Annotated in this window: 26 protein-coding genes, 1 tRNA gene and 1 pseudogene; 22 read left to right on the forward strand and 6 right to left on the reverse strand. The window is 64.5% G+C overall.

Annotated features, from left to right (window positions below; translation table 11 throughout):
- Window positions 1-43: 43 nt before the first annotated feature.
- The 3 genes from BOX37_RS26535 to BOX37_RS26540 all read left to right on the forward strand — a co-directional run bounded on the left by BOX37_RS26535 (window position 44) and on the right by BOX37_RS26540 (window position 1,172).
- Window positions 44-637 carry a TetR/AcrR family transcriptional regulator gene (locus BOX37_RS26535; protein WP_084760135.1) on the forward strand — a complete coding sequence of 198 codons (594 nt, stop codon included), beginning with the start codon at window positions 44-46 and terminating at the stop codon, window positions 635-637.
- Between the two features lie 128 nt (window positions 638-765).
- Window positions 766-921 (forward strand): DUF6131 family protein, encoded by a 156-nt coding sequence (locus BOX37_RS34740; RefSeq protein ID WP_167659987.1) that lies wholly within the window; start codon window positions 766-768, stop codon window positions 919-921.
- 35 nt (window positions 922-956) lie between these two features.
- On the forward strand, window positions 957-1,172 hold the full coding sequence (locus BOX37_RS26540; protein WP_071930017.1) for a hypothetical protein: 216 nt from the start codon (window positions 957-959) through the stop codon (window positions 1,170-1,172).
- A gap of 2 nt (window positions 1,173-1,174) precedes the next feature.
- Here the strand turns inward: BOX37_RS26540 and BOX37_RS26545 are convergent, their stop codons facing one another.
- Entirely contained in the window at window positions 1,175-1,618 is a 444-nt protein-coding gene (locus BOX37_RS26545; RefSeq protein WP_071930018.1) for an SRPBCC family protein, read from the reverse strand.
- Window positions 1,619-1,786: 168 nt separating this feature from the next.
- On the opposite strand from BOX37_RS26545, the gene BOX37_RS26550 reads away from it, so the two are divergent.
- The 7 genes from BOX37_RS26550 (at window position 1,787) to BOX37_RS26580 (ending at window position 8,820) form a co-directional block, all read left to right on the forward strand.
- Entirely contained in the window at window positions 1,787-3,268 is a 1,482-nt protein-coding gene (locus BOX37_RS26550; RefSeq protein ID WP_071931904.1) for a peptide MFS transporter, read from the forward strand.
- Between the two features lie 49 nt (window positions 3,269-3,317).
- Window positions 3,318-4,823, forward strand: a complete 1,506-nt coding sequence (locus BOX37_RS26555; RefSeq protein ID WP_071931905.1) for an amino acid permease — start codon at window positions 3,318-3,320, stop codon at window positions 4,821-4,823.
- A 112-nt stretch (window positions 4,824-4,935) separates the two neighbouring features.
- Entirely contained in the window at window positions 4,936-5,592 is a 657-nt protein-coding gene (locus BOX37_RS26560) for a fasciclin domain-containing protein (protein WP_071931906.1), read from the forward strand.
- Window positions 5,593-5,711: 119 nt separating this feature from the next.
- Window positions 5,712-6,353, forward strand: a complete 642-nt coding sequence (sigK, locus tag BOX37_RS26565; RefSeq protein ID WP_071931907.1) for an ECF RNA polymerase sigma factor SigK — start codon at window positions 5,712-5,714, stop codon at window positions 6,351-6,353.
- Window positions 6,350-7,069: an anti-sigma factor gene (locus BOX37_RS26570; RefSeq protein ID WP_071930019.1), complete on the forward strand. Its 720-nt coding sequence runs from the start codon at window positions 6,350-6,352 to the stop codon at window positions 7,067-7,069. The genes sigK and BOX37_RS26570 overlap by 4 nt, the downstream gene beginning before the upstream one ends.
- A gap of 47 nt (window positions 7,070-7,116) precedes the next feature.
- Window positions 7,117-8,643, forward strand: coding sequence for a molybdopterin-dependent oxidoreductase (locus BOX37_RS26575; protein ID WP_071930020.1), 1,527 nt, complete (start codon window positions 7,117-7,119; stop codon window positions 8,641-8,643).
- Between the two features lie 103 nt (window positions 8,644-8,746).
- A tRNA-Leu gene (locus BOX37_RS26580) sits at window positions 8,747-8,820 on the forward strand.
- Between the two features lie 322 nt (window positions 8,821-9,142).
- On the opposite strand, the pseudogene BOX37_RS33495 reads toward BOX37_RS26580, so the two are convergent.
- A pseudogene (locus BOX37_RS33495) lies at window positions 9,143-9,941 on the reverse strand (IS5 family transposase).
- A gap of 989 nt (window positions 9,942-10,930) precedes the next feature.
- Between BOX37_RS33495 and BOX37_RS26595 the strand changes: the two are divergent.
- The 3 genes from BOX37_RS26595 (at window position 10,931) to BOX37_RS34745 (ending at window position 13,823) form a co-directional block, all read left to right on the forward strand.
- Entirely contained in the window at window positions 10,931-11,749 is an 819-nt protein-coding gene (locus BOX37_RS26595; protein WP_156910549.1) for a hypothetical protein, read from the forward strand.
- The gene (locus BOX37_RS26600) at window positions 11,746-12,750 is read left to right on the forward strand and encodes a glycosyltransferase (protein ID WP_084760139.1); all 1,005 of its coding nucleotides are present in this window, start codon (window positions 11,746-11,748) and stop codon (window positions 12,748-12,750) included. The genes BOX37_RS26595 and BOX37_RS26600 overlap by 4 nt, the downstream gene beginning before the upstream one ends.
- A gap of 524 nt (window positions 12,751-13,274) precedes the next feature.
- The gene (locus tag BOX37_RS34745) at window positions 13,275-13,823 is read left to right on the forward strand and encodes a glycosyltransferase (protein ID WP_276207218.1); all 549 of its coding nucleotides are present in this window, start codon (window positions 13,275-13,277) and stop codon (window positions 13,821-13,823) included.
- 160 nt (window positions 13,824-13,983) lie between these two features.
- On the opposite strand, the gene BOX37_RS26610 is transcribed toward BOX37_RS34745, so the two are convergent.
- The 3 genes from BOX37_RS26610 to BOX37_RS26620 all read right to left on the reverse strand — a co-directional run bounded on the left by BOX37_RS26610 (window position 13,984) and on the right by BOX37_RS26620 (window position 18,400).
- Window positions 13,984-15,279 (reverse strand): site-specific integrase, encoded by a 1,296-nt coding sequence (locus BOX37_RS26610; RefSeq protein ID WP_167659988.1) that lies wholly within the window; start codon window positions 15,277-15,279, stop codon window positions 13,984-13,986.
- A 31-nt stretch (window positions 15,280-15,310) separates the two neighbouring features.
- Window positions 15,311-15,637, reverse strand: a complete 327-nt coding sequence (locus tag BOX37_RS33505; RefSeq protein ID WP_084760146.1) for a helix-turn-helix transcriptional regulator — start codon at window positions 15,635-15,637, stop codon at window positions 15,311-15,313.
- A 357-nt stretch (window positions 15,638-15,994) separates the two neighbouring features.
- The gene (locus tag BOX37_RS26620) at window positions 15,995-18,400 is read right to left on the reverse strand and encodes a VirB4 family type IV secretion system protein (protein ID WP_071930024.1); all 2,406 of its coding nucleotides are present in this window, start codon (window positions 18,398-18,400) and stop codon (window positions 15,995-15,997) included.
- A gap of 437 nt (window positions 18,401-18,837) precedes the next feature.
- On the opposite strand from BOX37_RS26620, the gene BOX37_RS26625 reads away from it, so the two are divergent.
- A complete protein-coding gene (locus tag BOX37_RS26625) occupies window positions 18,838-19,611 on the forward strand; it encodes an MmyB family transcriptional regulator (RefSeq protein ID WP_071930025.1) in 774 nt (257 codons plus the stop codon).
- Window positions 19,612-19,835: 224 nt separating this feature from the next.
- Here the strand turns inward: BOX37_RS26625 and BOX37_RS26630 are convergent, their stop codons facing one another.
- Window positions 19,836-20,672, reverse strand: coding sequence for a DUF1932 domain-containing protein (locus BOX37_RS26630; protein ID WP_071930026.1), 837 nt, complete (start codon window positions 20,670-20,672; stop codon window positions 19,836-19,838).
- Between the two features lie 217 nt (window positions 20,673-20,889).
- Here BOX37_RS26630 and BOX37_RS26635 point away from each other — a divergent pair, with 217 nt between their 5' ends.
- The 8 genes from BOX37_RS26635 (at window position 20,890) to BOX37_RS26670 (ending at window position 25,627) form a co-directional block, all read left to right on the forward strand.
- Complete coding sequence (locus tag BOX37_RS26635) at window positions 20,890-21,228, forward strand: hypothetical protein (RefSeq protein WP_071930027.1); 339 nt, start codon at window positions 20,890-20,892, stop codon at window positions 21,226-21,228.
- A gap of 445 nt (window positions 21,229-21,673) precedes the next feature.
- Window positions 21,674-21,931 (forward strand): hypothetical protein, encoded by a 258-nt coding sequence (locus BOX37_RS34345; RefSeq protein WP_156910550.1) that lies wholly within the window; start codon window positions 21,674-21,676, stop codon window positions 21,929-21,931.
- 433 nt (window positions 21,932-22,364) lie between these two features.
- Window positions 22,365-22,538: a hypothetical protein gene (locus BOX37_RS34350; protein ID WP_156910551.1), complete on the forward strand. Its 174-nt coding sequence runs from the start codon at window positions 22,365-22,367 to the stop codon at window positions 22,536-22,538.
- 116 nt (window positions 22,539-22,654) lie between these two features.
- The gene (locus BOX37_RS26645; protein ID WP_084760148.1) at window positions 22,655-23,011 is read left to right on the forward strand and encodes a hypothetical protein; all 357 of its coding nucleotides are present in this window, start codon (window positions 22,655-22,657) and stop codon (window positions 23,009-23,011) included.
- Window positions 23,012-23,398: 387 nt separating this feature from the next.
- Window positions 23,399-23,932: a DUF8176 domain-containing protein gene (locus tag BOX37_RS26650; protein ID WP_071930030.1), complete on the forward strand. Its 534-nt coding sequence runs from the start codon at window positions 23,399-23,401 to the stop codon at window positions 23,930-23,932.
- 177 nt (window positions 23,933-24,109) lie between these two features.
- Window positions 24,110-24,352 carry a Scr1 family TA system antitoxin-like transcriptional regulator gene (locus BOX37_RS26655; RefSeq protein ID WP_071930031.1) on the forward strand — a complete coding sequence of 81 codons (243 nt, stop codon included), beginning with the start codon at window positions 24,110-24,112 and terminating at the stop codon, window positions 24,350-24,352.
- Window positions 24,353-24,365: 13 nt separating this feature from the next.
- Entirely contained in the window at window positions 24,366-24,683 is a 318-nt protein-coding gene (locus BOX37_RS26660; RefSeq protein WP_071930032.1) for a helix-turn-helix domain-containing protein, read from the forward strand.
- Entirely contained in the window at window positions 24,680-25,627 is a 948-nt protein-coding gene (locus BOX37_RS26670) for an integrase core domain-containing protein (RefSeq protein ID WP_240505056.1), read from the forward strand. Before BOX37_RS26660 ends, BOX37_RS26670 begins: the two co-directional genes overlap by 4 nt.
- Window positions 25,628-25,636: the final 9 nt, after the last annotated feature.

Below are 25,636 nucleotides of genomic sequence, written 5' to 3' on the forward strand. Positions count from 1 at the left end.
CCTGCGGTAACTGTGTTACCGGCGGCGACGTTACCATTCAAGGGTGAGCAGCGGAACAGAATCGGACGCATCGGCGAAGATCATCGCGGTCGTGCTGGACCTGCTGCACTCCGACGGCTACGAAGCTGTCCAGCTGCGCGTGGTGGCCGCGCGCGCCCACGTGTCGCTGGCCAAGATCTATCGTCTCTTCCGCACCAGGGACCAGCTGATCATCGCGGCGCTGCACCAGTGGATGGAGGACAACGCCTACGCCGACATCGCCCCGATCCAGCCCGGGGAAACGTTGCGCGAGAGCCTGCTTCGCATTCTGCGCACGGTCTTCGAACCCTGGGAGCGCAATCCCGAGATGCTCGTCGCCTACCACCACGCCCGCACCGGCCCCGGCGGCGAACGCCTCGACAACCAGGGCCTGATCGCGGTCCTGCCGGTCGCCGAGGTCGCCCTGCGCGATCTCGATCCGCGCTATCTGGAAGACCTCGGCCTGATCATGGGCAACATGGCACTGGCCCTGATCGGCCGGTTCGCCACCGGCAGCCTGCCGATCACCGAGATCCTGTCGACGCTCGAGCGCACCGCCTACCGGATGACCGCCGACAACGCCGCGGCCGCACGACGCGACGCCCCCGCACCGCGCTGAACGGCCCCGCAAATCCGTTCCCGCGCAACCAAAGCTGTTTCCGATCCGGAATTCCGGGCATACGCCCCTTGCAGCGAGCCACCAGGCCCGCCGCGAACAGTGTTTTCCGATCGAACAGGTTGAGTTCCATGATTCTTCTCGGTGCAGTACTCCTCATCGCCGGACTGGTGTTCGGCATTCCCCTGCTGAACACCGCGGGCATCATCCTCCTGGTGATCGGCGTTGTCCTCGCGATCGCCGGCAGCGTCGGCCGTCCCGTCGGCGGCCGACGACACTACTACTGATGCCGCGTCCACGCATCAGGAAAAGGAGTAATGCCATGGCGACGAACACGCCCCGCATCTTGTCGCTCGTGGTCCTGGTCTGGCTGCTCATCGGCATCATCGCCGCTGGTCAGCGTGGCTACTACACGGAACGCGAGCAGAACTGCGCCACTCTCGGCACCATCGCGGTGACGATGCTGGCGGGCCCGCTCAACTACCTCGGCGTCAATCCCAAGGTCGACAACTGTGAGCTGCCCGCACCGAGTGAGTGAGTTCAAGCCCCGGCCCTGGCGCGGATCAGATCGGCCAGCCGGTCCAGCGACTCCTGGTTGCGGACCGCGAAGAGCAGATCCTGCGCCGGGCCGGGGATCAACTGCGCCGGGCCACGGGCGGCGCGTTCGACCATCCGGATGGTGGTGCGCCCCGGCTCGTCCTCGGCGAGGGTGAGCCGGATCCAGGCCGAGCCGATCGACCACAGCCGCGCCTCCAACTCGAGGCGGTGCGGCGGGTCGACCGCGCGCACGACGGTCGAGTCGCTGATCAACACCGGCCACAGCCCGAACCGGTACCGGATGGCGCTGCCGACCGCGGGCCAGTCCTGGTCGACCCCGCTGATGTGCGAGGCGCCCACCACCCAGCTCGCGTAGAGCCAGCCGTCGGCGAGGGTGGCGAACGCGGCGCCACGGTCCACCGGGACGGTCACCTCGGCAGTCAGCATGTCTGATTTCCTCGTCCGTCGCGGGAGTCGAGCCTCTTCAGCGTAATTCGTGCGAAGGCGGATCGCGCGATGGGTTCGCCGTGGTCGCGGGCGCGCGGCACGCCGAACCGGCGAGATGCCGGAAAATCGCTGTCCGCCGTTTGGACGTGCGATTGTTCCCGTATGTCCATGGAACACCAGCGGCTCGGCGACCAGCCCAGCCCTTCCGACGCGGCTGCCGAACGCACCCTGTTCGGGCATCCGATCGGTCTCACGAATCTCTTCGGAGTCGAGCTGTGGGAGCGTTTCTCCTTCTACGGCATGCTCACGATCCTGGGCTACTACCTCTACTACTCCACCACCGACGGCGGGCTCGGCCTCGACCAGGGCACCGCGCTCGGCATCGTCGGCGCCTATGGCGGCCTGGTGTATCTGTCCACCGTGCTCGGCGGCTGGATTGCCGACCGGGTGCTGGGCATGGAGCGCACGGTGCTCTACGGCGGCGTCGTCGTGGTGATCGGTCACCTGGCGCTGGCGGTGTTGCCGGGACTGACCGGGGTCGGCGTCGGCCTCGTGCTCGTCGCGCTCGGCAGCGGCGCGCTCAAGGCCAACGCCTCTTCCCTGCTCGGCACCCTGTACTCGCCCACGGACGCGCGCGTCGACGGCGGGTTCACGCTCTTCTATCTCGGCATCAACATCGGCGCGTTCACCGGCCCGCTGCTCACCGGTCTGCTGCAGCGCGAGTGGGGCTTCCACGCCGGTTTCGGCGCCGCCGCGGTCGGCATGACCCTCGGTCTGGCCCAGTACGTCGCCTTCCGGCGCAATCTCGGCACGCACGGGCGCGAGGTGCCCAACCCGATCACCCGGCGCGAGCTGACCCCGATCCTGGCCGCCCTCGCCGTGGGCGCCATCGTGGTCCTGGCGGCGGTGCTGACGACGCTGATCACCCTGGACAACCTCTCCGATGTCACCACCGGCGTCATCGTCGTCGCCGCGATCGCCTACTTCGCGGTCATGCTCACCAGCGCGAAGGTGGCCCCGGTCGAGCGGACCAGGGTGGTCGCGTTCATCCCGCTGTTCATCGCCAACGCGGTGTTCTGGTCGCTGTTCCAGCAGATGTTCACCATGCTCGCGGTGTACTCCGACGAGCGCGTCGACTGGCGGATCTTCGGGTGGGAGGCGCCGGCGAGCTGGATCGGCTCGGTCGAGCCGGTCTGGATCATCGCGCTCTCGCCGCTGTTCGCGCTGATGTGGACCAAGCTGGGCAACCGGGCGCCGAGCACGCCGATCAAGTTCGGCCTCGGTGTGATCGGCATGGGTATCGCGTTCTGGCTGTTCGCGCTGCTGTCGGGCTTCGAGGGCAAGACCGTGCCCGTGCTGGCGGTGTTCGTCATTCTCGGCGGGTTCGCGGTCTCGGAACTGCTGCTCTCACCGATCGGCCTCGCGGTGACCACCCAGCTGGCCCCCGCCGCGTTCCGCTCGCAGATGATGGCGCTGTACTTCTTCTCGGTCGGTATCGGCACCTCGATGGCCGGCACGCTGGCCCGCTACTACAGCCCCGACAGCGAGACGTCCTACTTCGGTTTCAGCGGGGCGGCCGCCATCGCCGCAGGTCTGGTCGTCATCGCGTGCGCCCCCTGGATCAAACGCCGCATGCAGGGCGTGCACTGACTCGCTCCGGGTGACCCCGGCGACGTTCGTACAGAAGGAGAGGAAGACCGTGCCGACACCGGAAGCCACCCCAGCGGCAGGTCCACCGCCCGACCGGCGTGGGTTGTTCCGCACCAAATCCGTCGAGCAATCGATCCTCGACACCGACGAGCCCGGTTCCCGGCTGCGCAGAGACCTGACCGCCTGGGACCTGACGATCTTCGGTGTCGCTGTCGTCGTCGGCGCGGGCATCTTCACCCTCACCGCGCGCACCGCGGGCAATGTCGCCGGGCCGTCGGTCTCGCTGGCGTTCGTCTTCGCCGCCATCGCCTGCGGCCTGACCGCGCTCTGTTATGCCGAGTTCGCCTCGACCGTGCCCGTCGCGGGCAGCGCCTACACCTATTCCTATGCCACCTTCGGCGAACTGGTCGCCTGGATCATCGGCTGGGATCTGATCCTGGAATTCGCGCTCGCCGCGTCGGTGGTCGCCAAGGGCTGGTCGCAATATCTGGGCACGGTGTTCGGCTTCGAGTCCGCGACCGTGCGGCTGGGCTCGCTCACCGTCGACTGGGGCGCGATGGCGTTGATCACCGTGCTGGGCGTGCTGCTCGCCATCGGTACGAAAGTGTCCTCGCGGGTCTCGGCGATCGCGGTCGCGATCAAGCTCGCGGTCATCGCGCTGGTCGTCGTCCTCGGGCTGACCTACTTCAAGGCCTCGAATCTGAGCCCCTACATCCCGCCCGCCGAACCCGCCGACGACACCGCGAGCGGTCTGCACCAGTCGTTGTTCTCGTTCCTGACCGGTGCCGAGGGCAGCAACTTCGGCTGGTACGGCCTGCTCGCTGCGGCCAGCCTGGTGTTCTTCGCCTTCCTCGGGTTCGACGTGGTGGCCACCGCCGCCGAGGAGACCAAGAACCCGCAGAAGGCGGTGCCGCGCGGCATCCTCGGTTCGCTCGCGATCGTCACCGTGCTCTACGTGGCGGTATCGCTGGTCCTCACCGGCATGGTGCCCTACACCGAGCTCGCCGGTGAGAATGCCACCCTGGCAACGGCTTTCGAGCTGCAAGGGGTCCACTGGGCGAAGAATGTCATCTCCATCGGCGCCCTGGCCGGTCTGACCACCGTGGTGATGGTGCTGTTCCTCGGCCAGACCCGCGTGCTGTTCGCGATGGCGCGCGACGGGCTGCTACCGCGCTGGCTGGCGCACACCGGCTCGCGGGGCACACCGGTGCGGCTGACCGTCGTCGTCGGCATCCTCTGCTGCGTACTGGCCGGGTTCGTCGACTTCGGCACGCTGGAGGAGATGGTGAACATCGGCACCCTGTTCGCCTTCGTCCTGGTGTCGGTGGGCGTGCTCGTCCTGCGTCGCACCCGTCCCGATCTGCCGCGCGGGTTCCGCGTTCCGCTGGTTCCGCTGATCCCGATCCTGGCCGTCGCGTCCTGCCTGTGGCTGATGGTCAACCTCTCGGTCGACACCTGGCTGCGCTTCCTGATCTGGATGGCCCTCGGCGTCGCGGTGTACTTCGCCTACGGACGCAGCCATTCGATCCTGGGCAAGGCCGAACGCGCGAAATGACGCCACGGTGGTGTTGATTCGCGAACTCGCCCATCCGCACGGGCGGGCAGTCCGAAGTCCCTGCATCGACAAGATCCGCGGCGCTCGCGCCGCACGGACGGAAGTGACGCAGATGCGAATCAAGCACACCACCATGCTGGCGACAGCTGTACTGACCGCGGCCGTCCTGGGCACCTCGGCCTGTTCGGACTCCGACTCCGACACCGCCGACGCCACCACGACGACAAGCCCGTCGGCGGCGATGGCGACCACCACCTCCGCCGACATGCCCGCCGCGGGCCCGGTCGGCCCCGGCTGCGCCGACTACGCCGCGCAGGTTCCCGACGGTCCCGGCTCGGTGAGCGGGATGGCCCAGGAACCGGTCGCGGTCGCGGCGTCCAACAATCCCCTGCTCACCACCCTGGTCTCGGCGGTCTCGGGCCAGCTCAATCCGGAGGTGAACCTCGTCGACACGCTCAACGGCGGCGAGTTCACCGTGTTCGCCCCCGTCGACTCCGCCTTCGCCGAACTCGACCCCGCCACGGTCGAGACGCTGAAGACCGATTCGGCGATGCTCACCGAGATCCTGACCTACCACGTGGTTCCGGGACGGATCGAGCCCGCTCAGATCAGCGGCACCCACACCACCGTCGAGGGCTCCGATGTGACCGTCACGGGTTCCGGTGACGCGATCACCGTGGGCGAGGCATCGGTGATCTGCGGTGGCGTACAGACCTCGAACGCGACCGTCTACATGATCGACGGCGTGCTCCTGCCACCTGCGGCGTGACCGTGACGCTCGCGGCGCGGGTCCCACAGATGCGCGCCGCGGCGGAGGAAGATTTCGGCAGCACCAATCCGGACACGGGTGCTGGCCGAAGTCCCTCTCATGCACGCAGGGGTCACACGATGACGAACGAACCGGGCCTGTCGCAGATTCGCATGCGCCATGAGGTCGGCGCCGCCTGTCCGGCGGACGCCGGAGCCGAATCGGCCATGCAGGACAGGCTCGTCGAACTACTCGGCGCGGTCGCCGCTGGCGATCGTTCGGCGTTCACCGAGTTCTATCGCGCCACGTCGCGCCGGGTGTTCGGGCTGGCGCTGCGGGTGCTGCGCAACCCCAGCGTCGCCGAGGAGGTGGCTCAAGAGGTCTACCTCCAGGTGTGGACGCTGGCAGCCGACTACGACCGGGGCCGGGCGAGCCCGGTCGGGTGGCTGATGATGCTCACCCACCGTCGCTCGGTCGACCGGGTGCGCGCCGAACAGTCCGCCGGTGAGCGCGACATCGTCTTCGGGCACGCCCATCTCGGCCGCGACCACGACTCGGTCGCCGAGGCGGTCGACCAGCGCCTCGATGAAGAATCGGTCCTCGACTGTCTCGACACCATGACCGTGCTGCAGCGGGAAGCGGTCGCGCTGGCCTACTACGGCGGACGTACCTATGTCGAGGTCGCCGAGTCCCTGCGAATTCCGCTGCCCACGGTGAAGAGCCGTATTCGAGACGGGCTCAAACGCCTGGAGAACTGCCTGACAGGAGGTGACAACCGATGAGCGATTCCTATCGGCCCACTTCCTGGTCGCTGCACGACGAGGTGTATCCGTACGCCCTCGATGCCGTGGACGAGACGCGCCGCCGGGAGATCGAGAACCGGCTGGCCTCGGCCGATCCGGTGATGGCCGAGGAATTCCAGCTCGCGGTCGGCCGGGTACACGACACCCTCGCCGCGATGACTCTGATCGACGCGACCGCGCCGCCGAGTCGGCTCGAAGCCGCGCTGCTGCGGGCACTCGACCAACGCTTCCCCGTGCCGAACGAACTCGCCGCCCGACGGTCCCGCCGCTACCGCTGGGTCGCCGCCGCCGCGGCTGCCGCGGCGATCGCCGTCGGGGTCGGCATCGGGATCGGGATCGATCGGGGCGGGCAGGAACCGGGCGCGATCACCGCCCAGGAGGTGATCGAGGCGCCCGGCACTCGCCAAGGCACCGCGGCGGTCGATGGTGGCGGCGAGATGACCGTGCACTCCTCGGCCGATCTCGGGGCGGCCGTGGTGTCGCTGCACGGGATGCCCACGCTGTCCACTGATCTGGCCTACCAGATGTGGGTGATTCCACCGGACGGTGATCCGCGGTCGGTGCAGGTGATGACCGGCGACGGCACGGTGGTGGCGCGAGTCGGCGCGGTCGACACCCTCGCCGTCACCGTCGAACCGGCGGGCGGCTCACCCGGGCCGACCACCACACCCATCACGAGCATGACGCTCGGCTGAGCGCGGCGGGAGCCGCTCCTCGGCCGAACCCGACCGAGGAGCCTCCCATGACCATCGACCACCTCTCCCGATGGCGGCGCGCCATCGCCGGAATCACCGCCGCCGCGGTCTTTCTCGGCGTCGGCCATCTCGTCGCGGCATTCGTCGGCCCGCGGTCCTCACCGTTCCTCGTGCTCGGCGCCACGATGGTCGACAACACGCCGGAGTGGTTGAAGGAAGAGGCGATTCGCCGTTTCGGGACGAATGACAAGCTCGCGCTGTTCGTTTCGATGGCCGTGGTGATGGTCGCCGGGGCGGTGGTGATCGGGATGTTCGCCGGGCGGGGGGTGCGCGGGGCGGTGGTGCTGGTGGGATTCGGGGCGCTGCTTGCCTGGTTGGCGATGCAACGCCCTGGCGCTACAGCGCTTTTCGCGTTGCCCGGATTGATCGGGGGTGTGGTTTCGGGTGCTTTCATCTACGGGTTGCTCGCTCGAATTCCCGCCCGCAGCGAACGGGAAGCCACTGCGGGGCAGGGACTGTCGCGTCGTGGATTCCTCCTCGCCGCATCGGCCGCCGGTGTGCTGGCCGCGGCGACTGTGCCCGCGGCCCGCTGGATCGGGACCCATCTGCGCGACATCGTCGCCGACCGTGCGGCCTTCCTCCTGCCGACTCCACGTGCCGCCGCGCCCGCCGTCACCGATGCCGTCGACCTACCTGTCCCCGGCATCACTCGCTTCCTCACCCCCAACACCGAGTTCTATCGGATCGACACCGCCCTGCAGGTTCCGGTGCTGCTGAGCACCGACTGGCAGTTGCGTATCCACGGCATGGTCGAGCGCGAGCGGCGTCTGGACTTCGACGATCTGCGCAGCCGCGAAGCCGTCGAGTCGGTACTCACCCTCACGTGTGTGTCGAACGAAGTCGGCGGACCACTGGCTGGGACAGCCACCTGGACGGGCTACCGGCTCACCGACCTCCTCGACGAGGCCGGTGTCGACCCGGACGCCGACATGCTGCTCTCCCGCAGCATCGACGGATTCACCGCGGGCACTCCACTGTCAGCGCTCGGCGGGGGTCTGCTAGCGGTGGGGATGAACGGCGAACCGCTCCCCCAGCAGCACGGCTATCCGGCCCGGCTGATCGTGCCCGGCCTCTACGGATACGTCTCCGCGACGAAATGGGTGGTGGATCTGGAGGTCACCCGATTCGACCGCGCCGAGGCCTACTGGACCCGTCGCGGCTGGTCAGCCGAGGCACCGGTGAAGACCGCCGCCCGCATCGACGTCCCCTCGGGCTTCGCTCGCCTTGCGCAGGGCCCCGTCGTCGTCGCCGGAGTGGCCTGGGCCCAGAACCGCGGCATCGCCGCCGTCGAGGTCCAGGTCGACGACCAGCCGTGGCAACCGGCCACCCTCGCCGCCGAATACTCCACCAGCACCTGGCGCCAATGGACCTGGCAGTGGGACGCCACCCCCGGCACCCACACCCTCCGCGTCCGCGCCACCGACCAGACCGGCCGAACCCAGCCCGAAGCCCGCACCACCCCGATCCCGAACGGAGCGACCGGTTGGCACTCCCAGGTCGTCACCATCCGCTGAAACCTCTCGACCTGCACCAACCCACCCCACCTCGACACGCCGACAACAATCAAGGACAGGGAAATTCCGGTACAACCGTACGAGTCGCTAGGCTGTCCCGGACGCCCCTATAGCCCAATTGGCAGAGGCAGCGGACTTAAAATCCGCCAAGTCTGGGTTCGAGTCCCAGTGGGGGCACAAAATTGCCAGGTCAGACCTGGCAACCGGGCACTACTGTCTCGAAAACTGGGGACTGTGACCAAAAATAAACCAAGAACTCCGGGGCAACCAGTCGCCGCACGGCTGGCCGGGCGATCGAGACGGCCGCGTGCGGCCCACCACCGGTTGTACGGTGTGCGGCACATGTTCGACGCCCTCGATACCTACAAACCGGTAGTAGCACTACCACATCCAGACCGCGACCGCGCGATCTAGCTCTTGGCGTTCGTGAGATCGCTCCGTGCAAGTTGGCTGAGTGAGCGCCTGCAGATCCTGAACGCTGCACGGTCCATAAGAGCTCCTAACACGTTCGATTGCTGAGTCGTCGCCAGCAGATGAGCGCAGCAGCGAGGTCGAGGAATCCCTGATGGATGTCGGTGCGGCGTTCCCAACGGACGGCCAAGCGCCGGTATTGGTGCAGCAACGCCAGTGTTTGCTCGACGATCCAGCGGCCGGCGGTCACCTTGTCGCGGGTGCCGCGACGTGGGATATAGCCGGTGATCCGTCGTTGTTCGAGTTCGTCGTAGACGCGGGGGTAATCGTAGCCTTTGTCCGCGATCAGGGTCGTGATCTTCTCGCGTGGTCAGCCGGGGCGTCCGCCTAGCGGACGTACTCGGTCGAGTAGCTCGGGTAGCACGAGGTGGTCGTTGATGTTGGCCGCTGACTGAACGATTGCGAGTGGGAGGCCGTTGCCGCAGGTCAGGATGTGGTGTTTCGCTCCGGTTTTGCGGCGGTCGACCGGGCTGGGACCGGTATCGGCACCCTTTTTTGGCCCGTACGTGCGAGCCGTCGGGTATGACGCGGTCGAAATCGATCAATCCCGCGCGGTGGCAGTGGGCGAGCATCGTGGTGTGCATGGCCTCGAATACCCCGGCGGCCTGCCAGTCGCGTAGCCGCCGCCAGCAGGTCATACCGGACCCGAACCCCAGTTCTTGTGGCAGGTCTTCCCATCCGATGCCGGTGATCAGCACGAACAAAATCCCTTGCAGGACAAGCCGATCGTCCATCCGTACTGGTCCCGGCGTTCCCGGAGCCTTGACCGGCAGTAGCGGTTCGATCACTGCCCACAGCTGGTCGTCAACGATCCACGGCGCTGCCACAACGAAATGTCGTGCACTACAACAGGACTCGTCGATACCCGGCAGAACCTGTTAGGAGCTCTAAGCGCACTGAAGCGCATTAACGGCTCACGGTCAACGCGGTCGAGTTCGTACCTATCTACGCGTCGTGGCTGAGCGCGTCAAGTGCGAGTTCCGTCAAGTGCGAGTTGCCGCGCGCTGCAACTACTACCCACCCTCAACGGCACCGATCACCGCGCCATACCGAGCAGGACGCGGCGATCGGTGACTTCATCCGCTGGTAGAACCTGCACACCGGACTTCATTCGAGACGCCGCCGTCGGCTCCAAGCTCCGGCGGCGGACTACCTACCCAACGTTGCTTGACGCGGCATCAGTCCGTTACCCCCTCTGACTCGTCTCGCTCGAACGGGCATACCCACCCACCTGGCTGTGCGTACCACGCGGGACAGTCGCACCGGCGTCAAACATGTTGTGCCGCAGCCTCAAAACGCCTTCGAGTCTTGGCAAGTCTCACCGAGACGAGCATAATGCCATGATGAGCACTGATCTCATTGTGATCCTGGTGGTTGTGGTCTTGGTCGTGGTTGCACTCGTACTGACGATTGCACTGCGCGGGAAGCTTCGAGGCCGTGTCAAGCTTCCTGGATTCGATATTTCGGCGGAGGGGTCACGCGCCGCGAAAGACGGCCGGGGATGGGCTCTTATCCGACGTTCTAGTTCACGGACCGGTGGAGCGCGTGCGGAAGGATACGATGGGGCCGAGATATCTCGCACAGCCGTGAAGAAGGATCTTGTAGCGAAGGTAGTTCGAGAAAAAGATAACCCAAAAAAAAAGAGGAAGTAGAAGATGTCACAGATCTACCATCGGTAACGGTTACCCGAAACAAGGCCGGGGGCGGCATCTATGTTCTGAACTATGTCAGCTACGCAGACACCAACAGCTCAAATTTCCTTACCGATCCATCGCGCTATGACGAAAACGATGGACACTCGCTATCTTCGGCAGAAGTGAGGCTGGGAACGGAATCGCTTCACTCCGCTGTCGAAGTAGCGCAGTTTGTGCTACGTGACGGGGTATCGGTCGATTCCGGATATCAATCGTTGATGCGGTTAGGATATCTAACTGAAAAAATCGTCAGGTCCGACCCGAGTCCGGCGATCCTTGAAGTATTGGCGCACTACTGGCGAGCCAGGGCTCATTTCGAGCGCGATATCGGCGAACTCGGCCGATCATTGACATCTGGATTCAAAGTGATCGAGATCACTGCTGACTGCGACTCGGTCGATAGCTTTCAGACGAGACGGCGCACACTGGATATTATGGCCAATGCCGCCAACAACCTCTCGATGGGGCTGATGGCCGAATCGCTGATTTCCTCAGCGTGGGACCTGGCGGTCACTGACGCGCAACGCGCACGCGTAGCATTGGTGCATTCATCGATCGCCGCCTCGCGCAACGATCACGATCACGTTCTCTCCTTGATATCGGAGAAGGTCGTGGACGACATCGTCAGCAGTCACAGCGCGACCCTTGGTGCTGCTGCGTTGATTAAGCGAGCCGATTCGTTGCGAGCGACAGATATACCTAGGTCCGAACTCGACATCCAGCGCGCTTCGGACATAGTTTCCTCGGCTATCAACGAAGGACCAAGGATAGTTCAGCGCCTGCAATTGCTTGAAGTAACGATCAACGTCCTTATCGCGTCGGGATCATCGACTTCGATCTCCGAGGCGGACGCGGTGTTGAACGAAATGCGTAGCTTGGCCAACATCCATGGCGCGCAACACAACAGGATAAAACGAGTCGAAGATAGATTGTATAAATGACTGCAGTCCGCAGAGTGCATTGCATATCGCCAATGAACCTAGAATATTCTGGTCTTTTCGCATACGCGCAGGCGCTAGGCGTCGCGCTGTCGCGTGACAAGAATGTCTTGGTTAGCCATAGCTCTGAACCGGATTCGGCCTTCGAGATGTCCCAGCAGGGTGACATCGCCGTGTGGATCGGGTACGGCCGTGACCGCCAGGTCAGTTTACGGTCGATCGAGGTGATGGCAGCGCTGCCGCACTCGATTCCCCAGGTTGTGCTTCCCGAGTGGGAGACACACAGCACGGAGGAGCTCATAGAGCTCTTAAGCCCCGTCCGACGCTTCAAACTGCTCTTCATCGTTCCCAATAATGCTGCTGTGGGAAAGACGGTGGTCGATCACGGCGAAGGATGGACTGGTTCCCCTATACCGACCCCGATTGATCAACGCACGTTCTGCGCCCCGTCCGCGCTATCGATCGAAAATGGAGGTCGTCTGCGATTTGCGTACCTAGGCCGCGACGCACCGTACAAGGGCATTCCTCTGCTTGTTGGAGCCTGGAAAGAAATGCATCTCGACACGATGGCATCTCTCGATATATACGTACCGGGAAGTTGTAGTCCCACTCTTGTTAGAAGCGTTGAGAACGTTGATGGCGTTTCTCTACACTCTCTGCCCGCCAATCTCTCGCCATCGCGTCTTGAAATCTATCGCCGGTATCATGCGTATATCAGCGCCAGCAGGTTCGAAACCGGACCTATCGCTGCCATCGAGGCGATGGCGTCGGGCTGCGCATTACTCCTTTCAGATAGCCCGGGACATAAGGATCTGAAAGGAAAATCGGAAGGAGTGATCCTTTATCAGAAATCAGCGGAGATTCACGAAAAGATTCGAGCCCTGCGCTCATCATCAGAAGGTTTGATTCGAATGCGCGAAGCCAATTATCGATATGCGATTGACAATCATTCATCGGAGAACGTATCAACTATGTTCTGGAGGCTGGTCGCGCAATGGTTTTGATTGCTCATGAATGGCTGCATCCACGAGGGGGCGCCGAAAATCTTGTTCGCCAAATAATGTGGGCAGTAGACGCTCGTGAGCTGTGGACCGCAGCGGCTCATCCCAGGTGGCATCGGCTATTTCCGGGTAGGATTCAAGCAACTCGCCAAACGGACACGGATAGAGACTACTTTGGATTGTTTACGGAACCCATAGGAGGAATAGTCGATGCTGCGCGCAATACGGTAGTCCCATATTCCTCGATCGTAGTGCGAAGCCATCATCATTTCAGCGGGTATTTCGCCGTGGATACCAAGCAAGAGGTTGTCTACGTGCACGCGGTGCCACGACTTTGGTGGGAACCTGAGAAAGTCCCCTGGGAACGCGGTCTTTTCCCTAGGGATGAATGGGTAAGGGGTCGCGAGAGAGACTTCGAGTCAGTCTGGAGAGCATCATCGGTCGTGTGCAACAGTGAACTCACGCTAAACAAGGTTGAGAAGTACTATGGTAGGCACGATGCTGTGGTAATAACGCCCCCTCTACGGATGCCTGCGTCAAGCCGTGGTGATGGACGAGTGATCCCTCGTCGCGCTAGACCTTTGGCTATCTCTGTGTCGAGAATTGTCGAAGGAAAGCGCATGTCTGTTGTTGTCTCCGCCCTCTCGAACGGATGCGCAGATTGGCTGGTAATCGGTGACGGGCGCGGCCTGCCGTCGCTCCGCGATGAGATTTCGAGATATTCCAACATTCGGGCAGTAGGTTCACTGTCGACAACATCGGTTCGACGGGCGCTGCGCGAAGCTGACATATTCGTGAGTCTCGGCGAAGAAGAGTTTGGGATTCAGGTACACGAGGCCCTGCTCAATCATGTGCCGGTGATAGTGTCGGCCGATAGCCATGTATCATCTCTTGTCGCCGAATTTCGGTGTGGATTTATCGTTTCGGATGACGACCCAACCGACATTCGCAACGCAATTGCACAGGTGGGTAAACTGCGCCCGGACTGGGATGAGATCTGCCGCCAACTAATCAAGCATGGTCCAACATATTTTCGAAATTCTCTCGTTCGGCTCATAACACAGGGCGCCAGATAGGCCGAGGTGCCGAAGCGACATCGCGACGAGCAATGTCCAACGGCGCCAACCTCAATAGCCCGGGGTCAGTTCGGATCGCACCCGAGAAGGCGCAACGCTTTGCCTGGACACTTGCGTACCAGGCAAAGCCTTGCTGGTCTTATCCTTGCGGTCCGCACGATCAGCTGTCCCTGCCCAGCCCCTCCTGCAGGACAGCCGACGAATCAGGTGCCAGTTCCGCCGACGCGATGTAGTGCCGCTCTGTGACAGCCTCCCGGGACTGCCCCAGCTGCTTCGCCGCCGTCTTTGCGTCCGCCCTCTCAGCGATCAGTGTGGCGACTGTCCTCCGAAATGTGTACTGGGTGACATCCTTGTACACGGTGCCACGAGCGTCTCGCCAGGTGCGGTTGAAGTTGTGTGGATCGCGTAGCACTCCCCCGCGTCCGGGGAACACGAGAGGCACCTTGTCGTCCACCTCCACCACCCTGCCGCCCACCTCACGCAGTGCCTTCACCGCACACATCCGCCCGTGCATCGGATCATCTCGCAACCGCTTCAGCATGTCGGCGACGAACCCCGGCAAGGCGACACTCCGGTGTCCCGCAGCGGTTTTCGTCCACTCCTGCCGGAACAGTCCGCTACCCTTGAGCCTCACCACAGTCGCTGCGAGAGTGAATGTCGGAGGTTCCGACTCAAGGTCGAACTGATCCCAGGACGCCGCGAGGGCTTCTCCGGGACGCACGCCCGAGCCGAGAATCAGATCGGCGATATCTACGATCAGTGGATCACGTTTCGGGCCGTGCGTGTAAGCGGGAGTTCCTGGAATTTCGTTACCTGCCAACCACTCTCGAAGTTGCTCGCGCAGGCCGACCAGGCGTTCGCGTTCGATTATCTGCGGCTTGGCCTTACGTTGACGCAGGCGGGCGGTATCACGCACGGGGTTCTCGAGCAGAGCACCGTATCGAACTGCCAGACCCATGATTCCGGTAAGAATTGCCTTGTGGCGGCGGGCCTTCGACATCAGTCCTGCCGCCGCGACGGCCTGTATATGTTCGTCAAGTCGGCCTGCATCCGCCTCCCACACACGAAGATTGCCCAGTGAAGGCCGGAGCTTGATTGTGTCGCTCTTCGCACGCTTGTCCGTGCTGGCATCTATCTCCGCCTGGTACCGATCGTAGGATTGCTGATCCACGCCCTCGTCCTGCTGAACCTCGGCGAGCCACATATCCATCAGGATCGATAGGCGGGTGTCGCGGGTGATCTTGCTGCGCGCACGGCCCTTGTACTGCTTCTGACGGGCCGTCAGCTTCTTCCGCAACTCCGCCTTGGCTTTACTTTCCGTCTGCCCATGGGCGTCCACAAGTCGACTTTTGCCGTCGTATCCGCGGAAAGTGGCCCATGCCCGCCACGTGCCGTCGGGTTTCTTCTTGGTACCGATGTCGCCGTAGCTTCCGAGTTCGATAACTGGTCGTGGCACAGGTGTTCTCCATTCATCTCCGTGTTGTTGCTCAGGCAGCTTCGGGCTGGTCCTCGGTGTGCACCATGCGCGCCTGGAGGTATGCATCCAGGTCATCGAGTCGGTACATGCACGAGTTGCCGGACGGCTTCGAGTAGCGCGGGCCGTGCCCTGTTGCGGCCCAGTTCGCCAGTGTTCGGGGGTGGATGCCCAAGTAATCGGCAGCTTCTTTACGGGTAAGCCAGCGTTTGGAGCCCATGCCCGCAGTCAGATCAATCTCCGTTGGCCCATGCCTGCCGCCGCCCGTCACCGATCGCTGCGAGGGTTTCGGCTGGTGTAACGGTGTGACTATTGCCCTGGCTGAGAATTCGTCATCCATAAATATCGCTTTCCTTCCATAAAGACGTCCGGCGACCGGTTTAAGCGGCCGAGGTAAAGGTGTTTGCGTTCTGGCGGGTATGGGGTTTAGACGGACGGATTTCCGTGTAACGGGTCCATGAACGCTCCGTAGGCGTCGAGTCGTCAACTACCCTCTCCTGCAACATTTCTGCCGCCGCGTTTCCCGATTTGAAACCCGGGGCCGAACCCGTGTAGTTTTCGCGCCCAGCGGCCATTGCAGCGGTGAAATCCACCGCCCTACGAACGGTCGGGTTGCCGGGCGCAGCGGATCGGCGCTGCCGGTCCAGTGACGACGGATGCGACGGTGTTCGATGGCACGAACGAGTCGGATTCGGTCTCAGGCCAAGCGGCCGCCGCGCATCACCTCTTCCTGCTCGTCGGCACCGATGTCGCCTTCGCTGCTGGTCGCGGGCTCGTCGGGTTCTGCGAGCGCGGGAAACGGCGCCGTAGCATCGATCTCGATGTCGGTGTCGGATTCGTCGTTCCTGATGGCAAGTTCGCTCGGGTCGGTGGTGATGAGCGCGTTCTCGGTGTGCGAGGCCAGAGACCCGAACACCGCACGGTCGGTGCCGCCGACCGCGAGCAGCCCCGAACCGCGTGCGGCCGAGAGCAGGAACTGCTGCTCACCATCGGAGAGGTGGAACGCGGTAGCGACCTCGTCGATAGCCTGAGGTGCTTGACGCAGCAGGATCTGGGTCGCGGCGTTGGAGATGATCGCTCGCCCCAGCTCGGTCGAGCACACATCCGCGCAGTCCTGTGTCGCGACGGTGAGCCCGGCCCAGTGCTTGCGGAAGCTCTTGGCCGCCCGGAACAGGAACGCCGCCCCGGCGGGCTGGCGCAGCAGCAGCCATGCTTCGTCCACGGTGATCATGCGGGGCCGTCGCAGGCTGGGGTTCGAGACCTGCCGCCACGTGGCGTCGAGCACGAGCAGGGTGCCGATGGTTTTCAGCTCGTCGGGTAGCTCCCGCAGCGAGAACACGATCAGCCCGCCCTCGGGTTCGGTGGTCGTGGGCCCGTCGATCAGCCCGGCGTAGGCCCCCTCACCGACGTAGGGGTGCAGCCCGGCGGCCAGCTCGGTCCCGGCCGCCGATCCGAGCTGGTCGAGCTGGTCACGCAGGTCACTCAGGGTGGGCGCTGGCTGGGTCCAGGTGGTGGGGTCGTCGGTGATCCCGGCGGCGGTGTAGGTGGCGGCCAGCGCGGCGTCCAGGGCCGACCGTTGGGCGGCGGTCTGGTCCCCCAGCAGCATCTGGATCAGGGTGTGTAGGAACAGCTTGCGGCGCAGGACGGCGTCGGCCGGGGCGCTGCGGTGACCGTCGGATCGGGTGTGGACTTCCAGGTCGAACGGGTTGAGCCGCACGTCCGGTGCGCCGAGACGGATGTTGGCACCGCCTACGGCCTCGCACAGGCGACGGTATTCGTCCTCGGGATCGATGACGACCTGCTCGATCCCGCGATACAGCGCCCGCAAGATCTCGGTTTTGACCAGATACGACTTGCCCGCGCCGGAGCGGCCCAGCACGACGAGGTTGTGGTTGTGGGCCTCGGGGCCGAACCGGTCCACGAACAGCAGGCCCGAAGCGGCGTCGCGGCCGTAGAGGATGCCCTGGGGCCGGTCGGCCTGGGCGGGATCGGCGGCAGGGAGTTGGGGTGAGTCGAAGGGGAATGCCGCGGCGAGGGCGGTGGTGTCGAAGGTCCGCTGCACCCCGATCAGATCGAGCCCGAGCGGCAGGGTGGTCACCCACGCCTGCGCCGCCCGGTAGGACAGCGTGCAGGTGTCCACGAGCAGACTCGCCGCGAGCGCCCGCACGGCGGCGACTTCGTCGGCCAGTTCGGTTTCCGAGTCGGCGTGGACGGTGAGATATACCCCGACCCGGAACAGGCGTGCCTCGGCGCGGGCAACCCGGGCCGACAGGTCGGCGGCGTCCTCGACGGCGACGTCAATCTGCGGGTCGGTCAACCGGCCCCGCCCGAGGTCCTGCCTGCGGGAGGATTCGAGGCGTGCCTGCTGGCGCCGCAACCGGGTAGCGGCGGTGGCCGGGTCAACGGGCTCGACGTGTACGGCGACCTCGACTCTGCCGGGGTGTGACAGCAGCGGCGCGAGCCAGCCGGCCGTCACCTCGCGCGGGTATCCGGTGACCGCGAGGGTCGCGCACCAATCGGAGCCGACCTCGAGGTGCCGGGTGCCGATGGTGACCGATTCCGGGGCGAACCGGTCGAGACCGTCTCCGGCGAACGGGTCCGGGGTTCGGGTATCGGGGTCGGTGGTGATCACGGTGTCGGCGGGGGTGATGTCGGCGGCGGCCGAGACCAGGCTCTCGGGGTTGGTGCAGCTGGCCAGCACGGCAGTGGCGGCGTCGTGGTCGAGGCCGGTCACCGAGATCCCCAGCGGGGATAGGACATCGGCGGCCTCGTTCATCCGGCGCAGCAGCCGGGACTCAGCCGCCCGGCGCACACCACCTGACAGCGTGCGCCGGGACCGGCGCTGTCCGAGTAGCCGGGCACGCAGCCCGCTGGTGGGCGGGACCTCGGTGCGTTCACGCCACACGAGCAGCACTTGCCGGTGCACCGGGTCCTCGCGGGCGGCCAGTTCGGTGAGGTGGTCGGCGTGGTCGAGTGCTGCCGCGGCGAGGTCGGGTGACATCTGGGCGGCGGCGGTGTGCAGGCCGGTGATGTGTTCGGTCAGGTCGAGGCGGGCCGAGCGGATGAGGATCTGGACGGTTCGGCGTCTACCGCCAGACCCCACAGGCACAGGCCCTGTTCGAGAAGCTGTGCGGTTCAGTCATTTTCACTGAGCTGTGGAACACCAGGATCGGGGTCGCCTACGGCTACCAGACCGAGGAACCTCTCCGACTCCGCGAACCCGACACCGGAGAGTTGTACTGCGTCCGGATCCACCTCGGCGCCAAGGGCTATACACACCTCGGCACCAACGACACCCCGGATCTCCGATTCTGCATGGGCTACCGCGACCCCTGCGACCCACCGACCCAACACTGACCCACCCCGCTCAACAACGACCCATCTCACCGAATACACGGCGAGACAACCAAACACCGACACAGGAGCAGACAATGACCGCTGTCCCCACCCGCACCAGCCATCACGACGCCAAACCCGGACCTCGCGCCCAGCGCGTGGTGGACATCGTGCTCATCCCACCGCACACGCGAGGCCAATGACATGTTCAACCCGCCTCTGCTACCCGGGATGCCCGACTTCCACGACTCGGTGGAATACCTGCGCCACAACCGCAACCTATCCCGCGAATCCACCGCCCAAAAGGCTGGAATCAGCAGCACTCACCTCAACGAGCTCATCTGGCAACGCAAGATGCCCGGCTCCACCGTGTTCGACAAACTCGTCTGGTTCTTCGGCCTGACACCCGCACAACGGCGGCATATGGAAGAGCTGATGCAGCCCTCCGGCCTTCTGCTGTCCACCGATGAACTGCGCCGCCGCCTCACCGATCAGGGAGTCCAAGCCCACCTCGACTACCTCGACCAGCACGAGATCCTCGGCGGCTACCTCGACCCGCTCCAGACAGTCCTGCAGGGCAACGAGGTCCTGCACCGGATAATGCCCGGCCTGGACAAGGCCGACCACAACGTCATTCGCTGGATGCTCACCCCTGCCGCCCGCGACCGCGTCTACGGCTGGCACGGCGAACTGCTCTACCTCGTCCGTAACCTGCGCACTGTGCTCGCCCGCTACCGCGACGATCCCCGGGCCCAAGAACTGTTTTACACACTGCGCAAAGACATCGCCTTCCGCAACGCTTGGGACGGCACCCCGATGCAAGTCCGCTACAACTGGCCCCGCACAACACCGATGCGCCTGCGGATACCCGGCATCAGACAACCGCTCGCGCTCAACCTCGAAATCAACGAGTACGGAACATGTTCCACCGTCCTGATCGTCCACGGCCTCTACAGCACAGCCGCGATCGCCTGCTGAGGCTGCCACGCAACACGAAGCGCGCGAGGACAGGCAGGAAGCCTCGTGCAGCCGGTGGCGGGTATTCAACGCCTCGTGCAGTTTGTCTCCGCATCGTCGATGTGGAGACAAACTGCACGAGGCGTTGAGTCCTTGCTGGTACCCGTCGATGGAGCGGAACGATCTCCGTCCACGGATGGTTTGCCCTTCAGTCGGTGGTCAGCAACCGCGCTGATGGAACGATTTCAACGCTGGATCATGCGTTCGATGACGAGCTCGGGCGCGATGTCCCATTGATCCTTGTATTCGGCGAGAAGTTCGTAGAGCTGCGTGGCGGTATCGGTGAAGCCGGTGGGTAGTCCGGCACTGTCCTGACTGATCGCGACTTCGTGCAGTTCCGGGAGCCAACGCCACGCTCTGGCAGCGACACCAGATAGGGCACTGCGGTCGGACAGGATCGCAATGTCGGTGCGCTCGGCCTCGGCGATGAGCGCTTCAGTAACTCCATAGTGGTCGGCAAGACCGTAGGAGAGGGCGGCGATCAGCCGGGCGGGCCGCTGGTAGGAGATCAGAGCCATTTTGAGAGCGCTTGCGGTGCCGGGGGTTTCGCCGAGTTCTTCGGCCATGAGGTCCGCATCGTCTACAAGTAGGTCTCGGAAGCGGCCCCGGGCCTCATCGGGGCCTGACAGGAAGAACTTCGCCGACCGCCCATCACGTGGCGGTGGCCCGGCAATTGCAGCATCGACCACAACCACACCAGCGCCGCTGAGCAGCGCAGCGATGTGCTCCATCTGTTGTGGACTGATCGCGTTGGCATCGACATATACACCGTGATAATTGTGCTCGGAGACCGCTTCTGCGACCTCGATCGCGGCGGAGGAAGGGCAAATGGAAAGTACCGTTTCCGCGCGATGGAGTAGAGCGGCCAGATCTTCGCATGGCATGAGACCAGCGGCAGCGGCACGTCGGTGAGTGTCGCTCCCGCGATGGACCGTATGCCACAGGACAGTGTGGCCAGCGGCAACCAGGCGCGCACCGACAGCAGACCCCATGTTGCCGGGATGAAGTAGGCCGATGATCATGACTGTGATCGTCCCGGACCGAGCGCACGGCCGCTATTGAACGGGGAATCTTTGATGCGCTCACGCACACTCCCGGCGAGAGCCGAGGTCTGAAGGTGCGGTCTCTCCAGTGCGGTGCTGATCTGAAGCAGACGTCGGCCGACGTCTCGATACGTCGCTGCCCACCCGTCTCGAGGACCTGCTCAATCTGCTCAGCAGCGCCATCTAGATCCCGGCGATGCAATCGCGCAACTGCGAGATCGAGTCTCGCCAAAGACATCTCGCCGAGGCGGCGAAGTTCGGGCGGATCGGCAAGGTAAAGCTGCAAAGACTGCTCTGCGAGTCGTTCAGCCGCCGCGTAATTAGCATCGCCTCCGAGCCACAGATGTGCTTCGGCAGCGTTGTACGCCTGTTTCGCCTCCGGAAAGGCCATCATTCCGCCGGGAGCGTCCGGGCCGAGCACCGCCTCGCGGGCGCGCTCAGCGCGCGCGAGGGCGTCCTCGGTCCCGTGCGTGTCACGCATGCGGGCGCGGGCGCGGGCTTCTGTGGCAGCCAAACGGACGCGCGCGGTCCCTGATTCGGGTGCGAAGCCCCAGCCCTGAACAGCAAGATCTACTGCCTCGACACATCGGTCGTCCCAATAGGCGATGAGCGCTTGCAGACCGCGGACCCATGCCCTCAGCCCGTTATGCTGAGCGAGTTCACCACACAGATAGGCTGTGCGCGCCTGTGTTTCTGCCGCACGAATGTTGCCGAGGTCGAAGCTGGCATTTGCGAGCACTGAGCACAAGGTTCCAGCGACGAGATACAGATCGCGAGTCATACCAGGTGGTTGGCGCCCTTCGAGCAGTCGGAACGCGCGATCCCGAAGGGTACGCAACTCGATGAACAACGGATACACCGGCCTGTTGGGGTAGACGGAGACGATGCGTTTGAGGTCCTCTTGAAACTGCTCAAGAGTATGCGGGCCTACGTTCGACTGCTCTGAGAACGCACCGAATGCCGCAGACTCAGCAGCCGCCATGTTCGTCATCTCCTCGATTCCAACACTCGATGAGGAAGTCTCGCGCGGCGAGTTGTCGCGCGCCGATACCGTTTGTGGAACAGTCGGTTTCGTGACATCTGGTCGTGTCTCCTCTGCGATCGGCGGCCCGAACAACTCCTCGACGCTGGTGGCGTCGTCGGCGAACATTCTCTCGAGGACTCGGCAAGCAATCGGGTACGGCAAGCCCGCCAGTTCACCCCGAATCCATCGGCGGGCCTGGGGCCAGGAAATCTGAGTCGTCTCGTCCTGCGTTTCGTCCGCCAGTGCGGTAGCAGTTCGATTGAAGGCGCGCATGAACTCGGCAGTGGTGAGCCTCTTTCGGATCACCAATTGCTCGAGGCGTGTACGCGGCGAAGTTTCATCCACGATTTCAGGCTACGGCCCGAATGGGGATGCTGGCTGCCCGGCGGCCGGTGTGCGCGTACTAGATGATCACCGGGCGATTACCAGGCGATCAACCCAAGACCATCCCTGCTGAATCAGAATTTCAACCATCACCGGTACCGAAGAGGTGGCGGTTTCACACCGCCACGAGGGCAGGGGCGCAAGCGATGGGTTTGGGTTTGCAGGAGGACGGGACGCGGACCGAGGAGTGCGAGCTCACATCGGGTTTGAAGGCTGAGCCTTCGCTACCAGACGAACGAGGCCGAGAGATCGAGGAATCCTCGGTGAAGGTTGTCGCGCATATCGAGGCCACCCACACTTTCACCCGGTCCCTCACCGATCTTGCCAACGCGCTCGAAGCGATGAAGGTAGCCGGCTGGCTCACGACCTCATCCACGACACCGCCGTCTGAGAGCAACGGCCCCGCCGAGATCGAATCTTCCAGGGAGCCGCGATGACACAGATCAGTCCGCCTGTCTCCGCATTCACCGAGACACCCCGATCGCGATGTGAGTTCTACCGGCACGAGTGCTCACTACCGACCGTAGTCGACGCGACAACAGGGCGAATCACGATGCGCGCCGGGCTGATCGGTGCGGTGATGATGCCGACCCAGCTCGCCCAGCAGGTCAAAACCGCTCTCGAAGGGAGCGGGGTCACACCGTTGTCGATCATCGGGCACCCGCGCGCCCAGATGTGGACCTTCCTCGTGAGGTCGGATATCCGGCCGATCGGCGATCCCGGCGACGTGGCCCGATTATGGGAAGCGAGGGTGGTAGTGATCCGCGAAGGCGATATCGCGTTGCCCTCTCCGGCACCTGACCCTTTGATGGTGCGCACGTGGGTATCTCCGGCGATCAGTACGTTCCGTCCCTCTGGGGCCGTGGTGATCGCACGCGCCCTATCTTTTTTGAGGCAGACCCGACGATGAACAACGGCGGCCGGTCACCATGTCCTGATGAACCCGACATTCGACTCTCCGTCGAATTGTCGGGTGTGCGGGTCTATTTCGCCGCGTGTCTGACCGCCGCCCTTGTGTTCGTCTGCGACATAGCCGCCCGCCGCCCCGGAACCGTCGCCGTGTACCCCGGCCACTGTGCCGGGTTGCCCCGCCTCCCTAGCGAGCGCCTCTTCCTACAGCCCTGACCCCCGCACAGCGCACCTTCCGACCACCCGAATGACCTTGGCGCGACGGCCTGGTGAGACCAGACGCAGCTCACCCAGGTTTTGCCCCGCGCCGAGGCAGCCCCGGAGTCGATTCCCGGCGACTACCGGGGCCACCCGACCTCCGAGATCCACCGAAGGAACCGAGAACGCCATGTATGCACAGTTCGACACGACAAACGTCTCCTCCACTGCGCGCTCACACCGCCACCGCTGGGTAGCGGCGGCTGTGCTGGGCACGCTCGCCGCGCTAGCCGTGATCGCGGTCGTGACCGCCCCGGACGGGAGCACGCAGCCGACCGGTTCCGGGTGCGAGCCACCCACCGACCCAGACCTGTTCACGGGGTCCGGTCCCGGCGACACCACGAACGGTCCGGCCGCGATCTTTGGGTTCAACCATGCCTACTACGTGGATCGTTCCGCCGAGCAAGCACGCCGATTCCTCACCCCCGACTCGGTCATCGCGGCCGGTGACCGTTTGCAAACCGGCATCGATGCCGTTCCCTCCGAAACCCGCCACTGCGTCAGTATCTCGTTGCTGGGCTCGTTCGGCGATGCGGCGCGGTGGAAGGTCACCGTAGGCGAGTTCCGGCCCGGTATCGAACCTTGGATCGCCGAACAGACGATCACTACCCGCACCCTCGAAGGGGCGACCCTGATCAGCGAGATCACCGCCACCCCTGCATAGACCAACCGAATACCTCGGGCGACATCCGGCGACCCCCCGAGCCGGTCGGGTCCGAGGGTAGGGAACGTCCCCGGAGGCCGACCAACCTCCCGGTCTCCGGGGACGCCAACCCGACCACACCCGGTGGAACCCTCCACTGAATCTCAACCAACTAAATGACTTGGAGAGGTTAGAACTATGGTCAACACGAGCCGGTACGACACCGCCGATGGCGGGCCGGAAACGTTGCAGCGCTTTCTGATCGCTAGCGAGTCCGACACCATCAATCAGCGCTCCTACAGCACCAAGCTCCTCCCCGAACTGTTGCAGACCCACGACTACGCCCGTGCGTTCTTCGACAGATGCTCGGCCGTGATGGGCATGGACTGTCGCGCGTCAGACTTTGTGGCAGGGCCCGTTGTTTGCGGGCCTGACCAGTGAGAGAGTCTGAATCATGGCGAAACCATCGGCTGTTCCGGCCGAGGAGAAGGCGAGGATCGTGTTGTCGGTCCTGGCCGGTGAGCTCACCGTGGCCGAAGCGGCCCGGCGAGCGAAGGTGTCCGAGCAGTCGGTAGGGAACTGGAAGCGCCAGTTCCTGGAAGCGGGCCGGGCGGGTTTGACGGCCGGCAAGTCGGGCCGGTCGACACGTGAACAGCAACTAGAGGCCGAAATCGCTGATCTGACACAGGCTTTGGGTGAAGCGCACCTGGCCGCGCGGGTGTGGAAGAAGTCCGCGGAGGGCCGGCTGGGCCCTTCGAGGACCTCGAGGTGATCCGCGTCGAAGCGGGCATGCCGACCACGAGGTTCTGTGCTGTGGTCGGTGTGCCCGAACGGACCTGGCGCCGTCGGCAGGCCCGCGCCCGCACCGGTGCCCCGCCGGTCGGGCCGTGGCCCCGGCCGGCCCGCGAGAACGTCCGCGCCGCGGTGCGTCGGCACGCGTTGGCGCATCCGGCCTGGGGACACCGCAAGGTGTGGGCGATGTGCCGCTACGACGGGCATCGGGTGTCACAGGCCACGGTGCTGCGATGCCTGCGTGATGAAGGCCTGCTGCTGCCGGCGGCGTATCAGCGGGAGCGCCGCCAGCTCGCTGCGCGACGCAAGGCCGCGTTCGCGGTCGAGCCGACCGGCCCGAACCAGGTGTGGCAGCTGGACTTCAGCGAGTTCGAGACCACCACCGGCGGCACGTGGCGGATCGCTGGATGCCGGGACTACTGGTCCAAATACGAACACCCGTGGCACGTGTCACCGACGGCGAACCAGCATGATGCGATCACCGCGATCGAGCTCGCCCTGGCCGACTATCAGCAGGCGTTCGGCCGCCCGCTGGCCGCGACTGCGGCCCGTGACGGCGACGGCAACATCGTTCCGGTGGTGACGATCGTGACCGACAACGGCGGCCCGTTCCGGTCGTTCCGGTTCGAGGCGTTCATCACCGCCCACCCCGAGCTGCGGCACGTCCGCACTCGTGTCAGGACGCCGGGCCAGAACGGCTCACGCGAACGCGGCTTCGGATCACTGAAGTACGAGCGACTGTTCCTCGAAGAGATCGACGACGTGCTGGACCTGGTGAAACACGCCGACGCCTACCGCGTCGAGTACAACACCGTCCGTCCGCACGAGGCCATCGCCTGGAACCGGCCGGCCGAAGTCCATCGCGGCCTGGTCGACCCGATAATCCCCAACTTTCCAGAGACCGAAAACCTGCCAACTACTTGACGCGGGACA

This window comes from Nocardia mangyaensis, from assembly GCF_001886715.1.
GTDB lineage: Bacteria > Actinomycetota > Actinomycetes > Mycobacteriales > Mycobacteriaceae > Nocardia > Nocardia mangyaensis.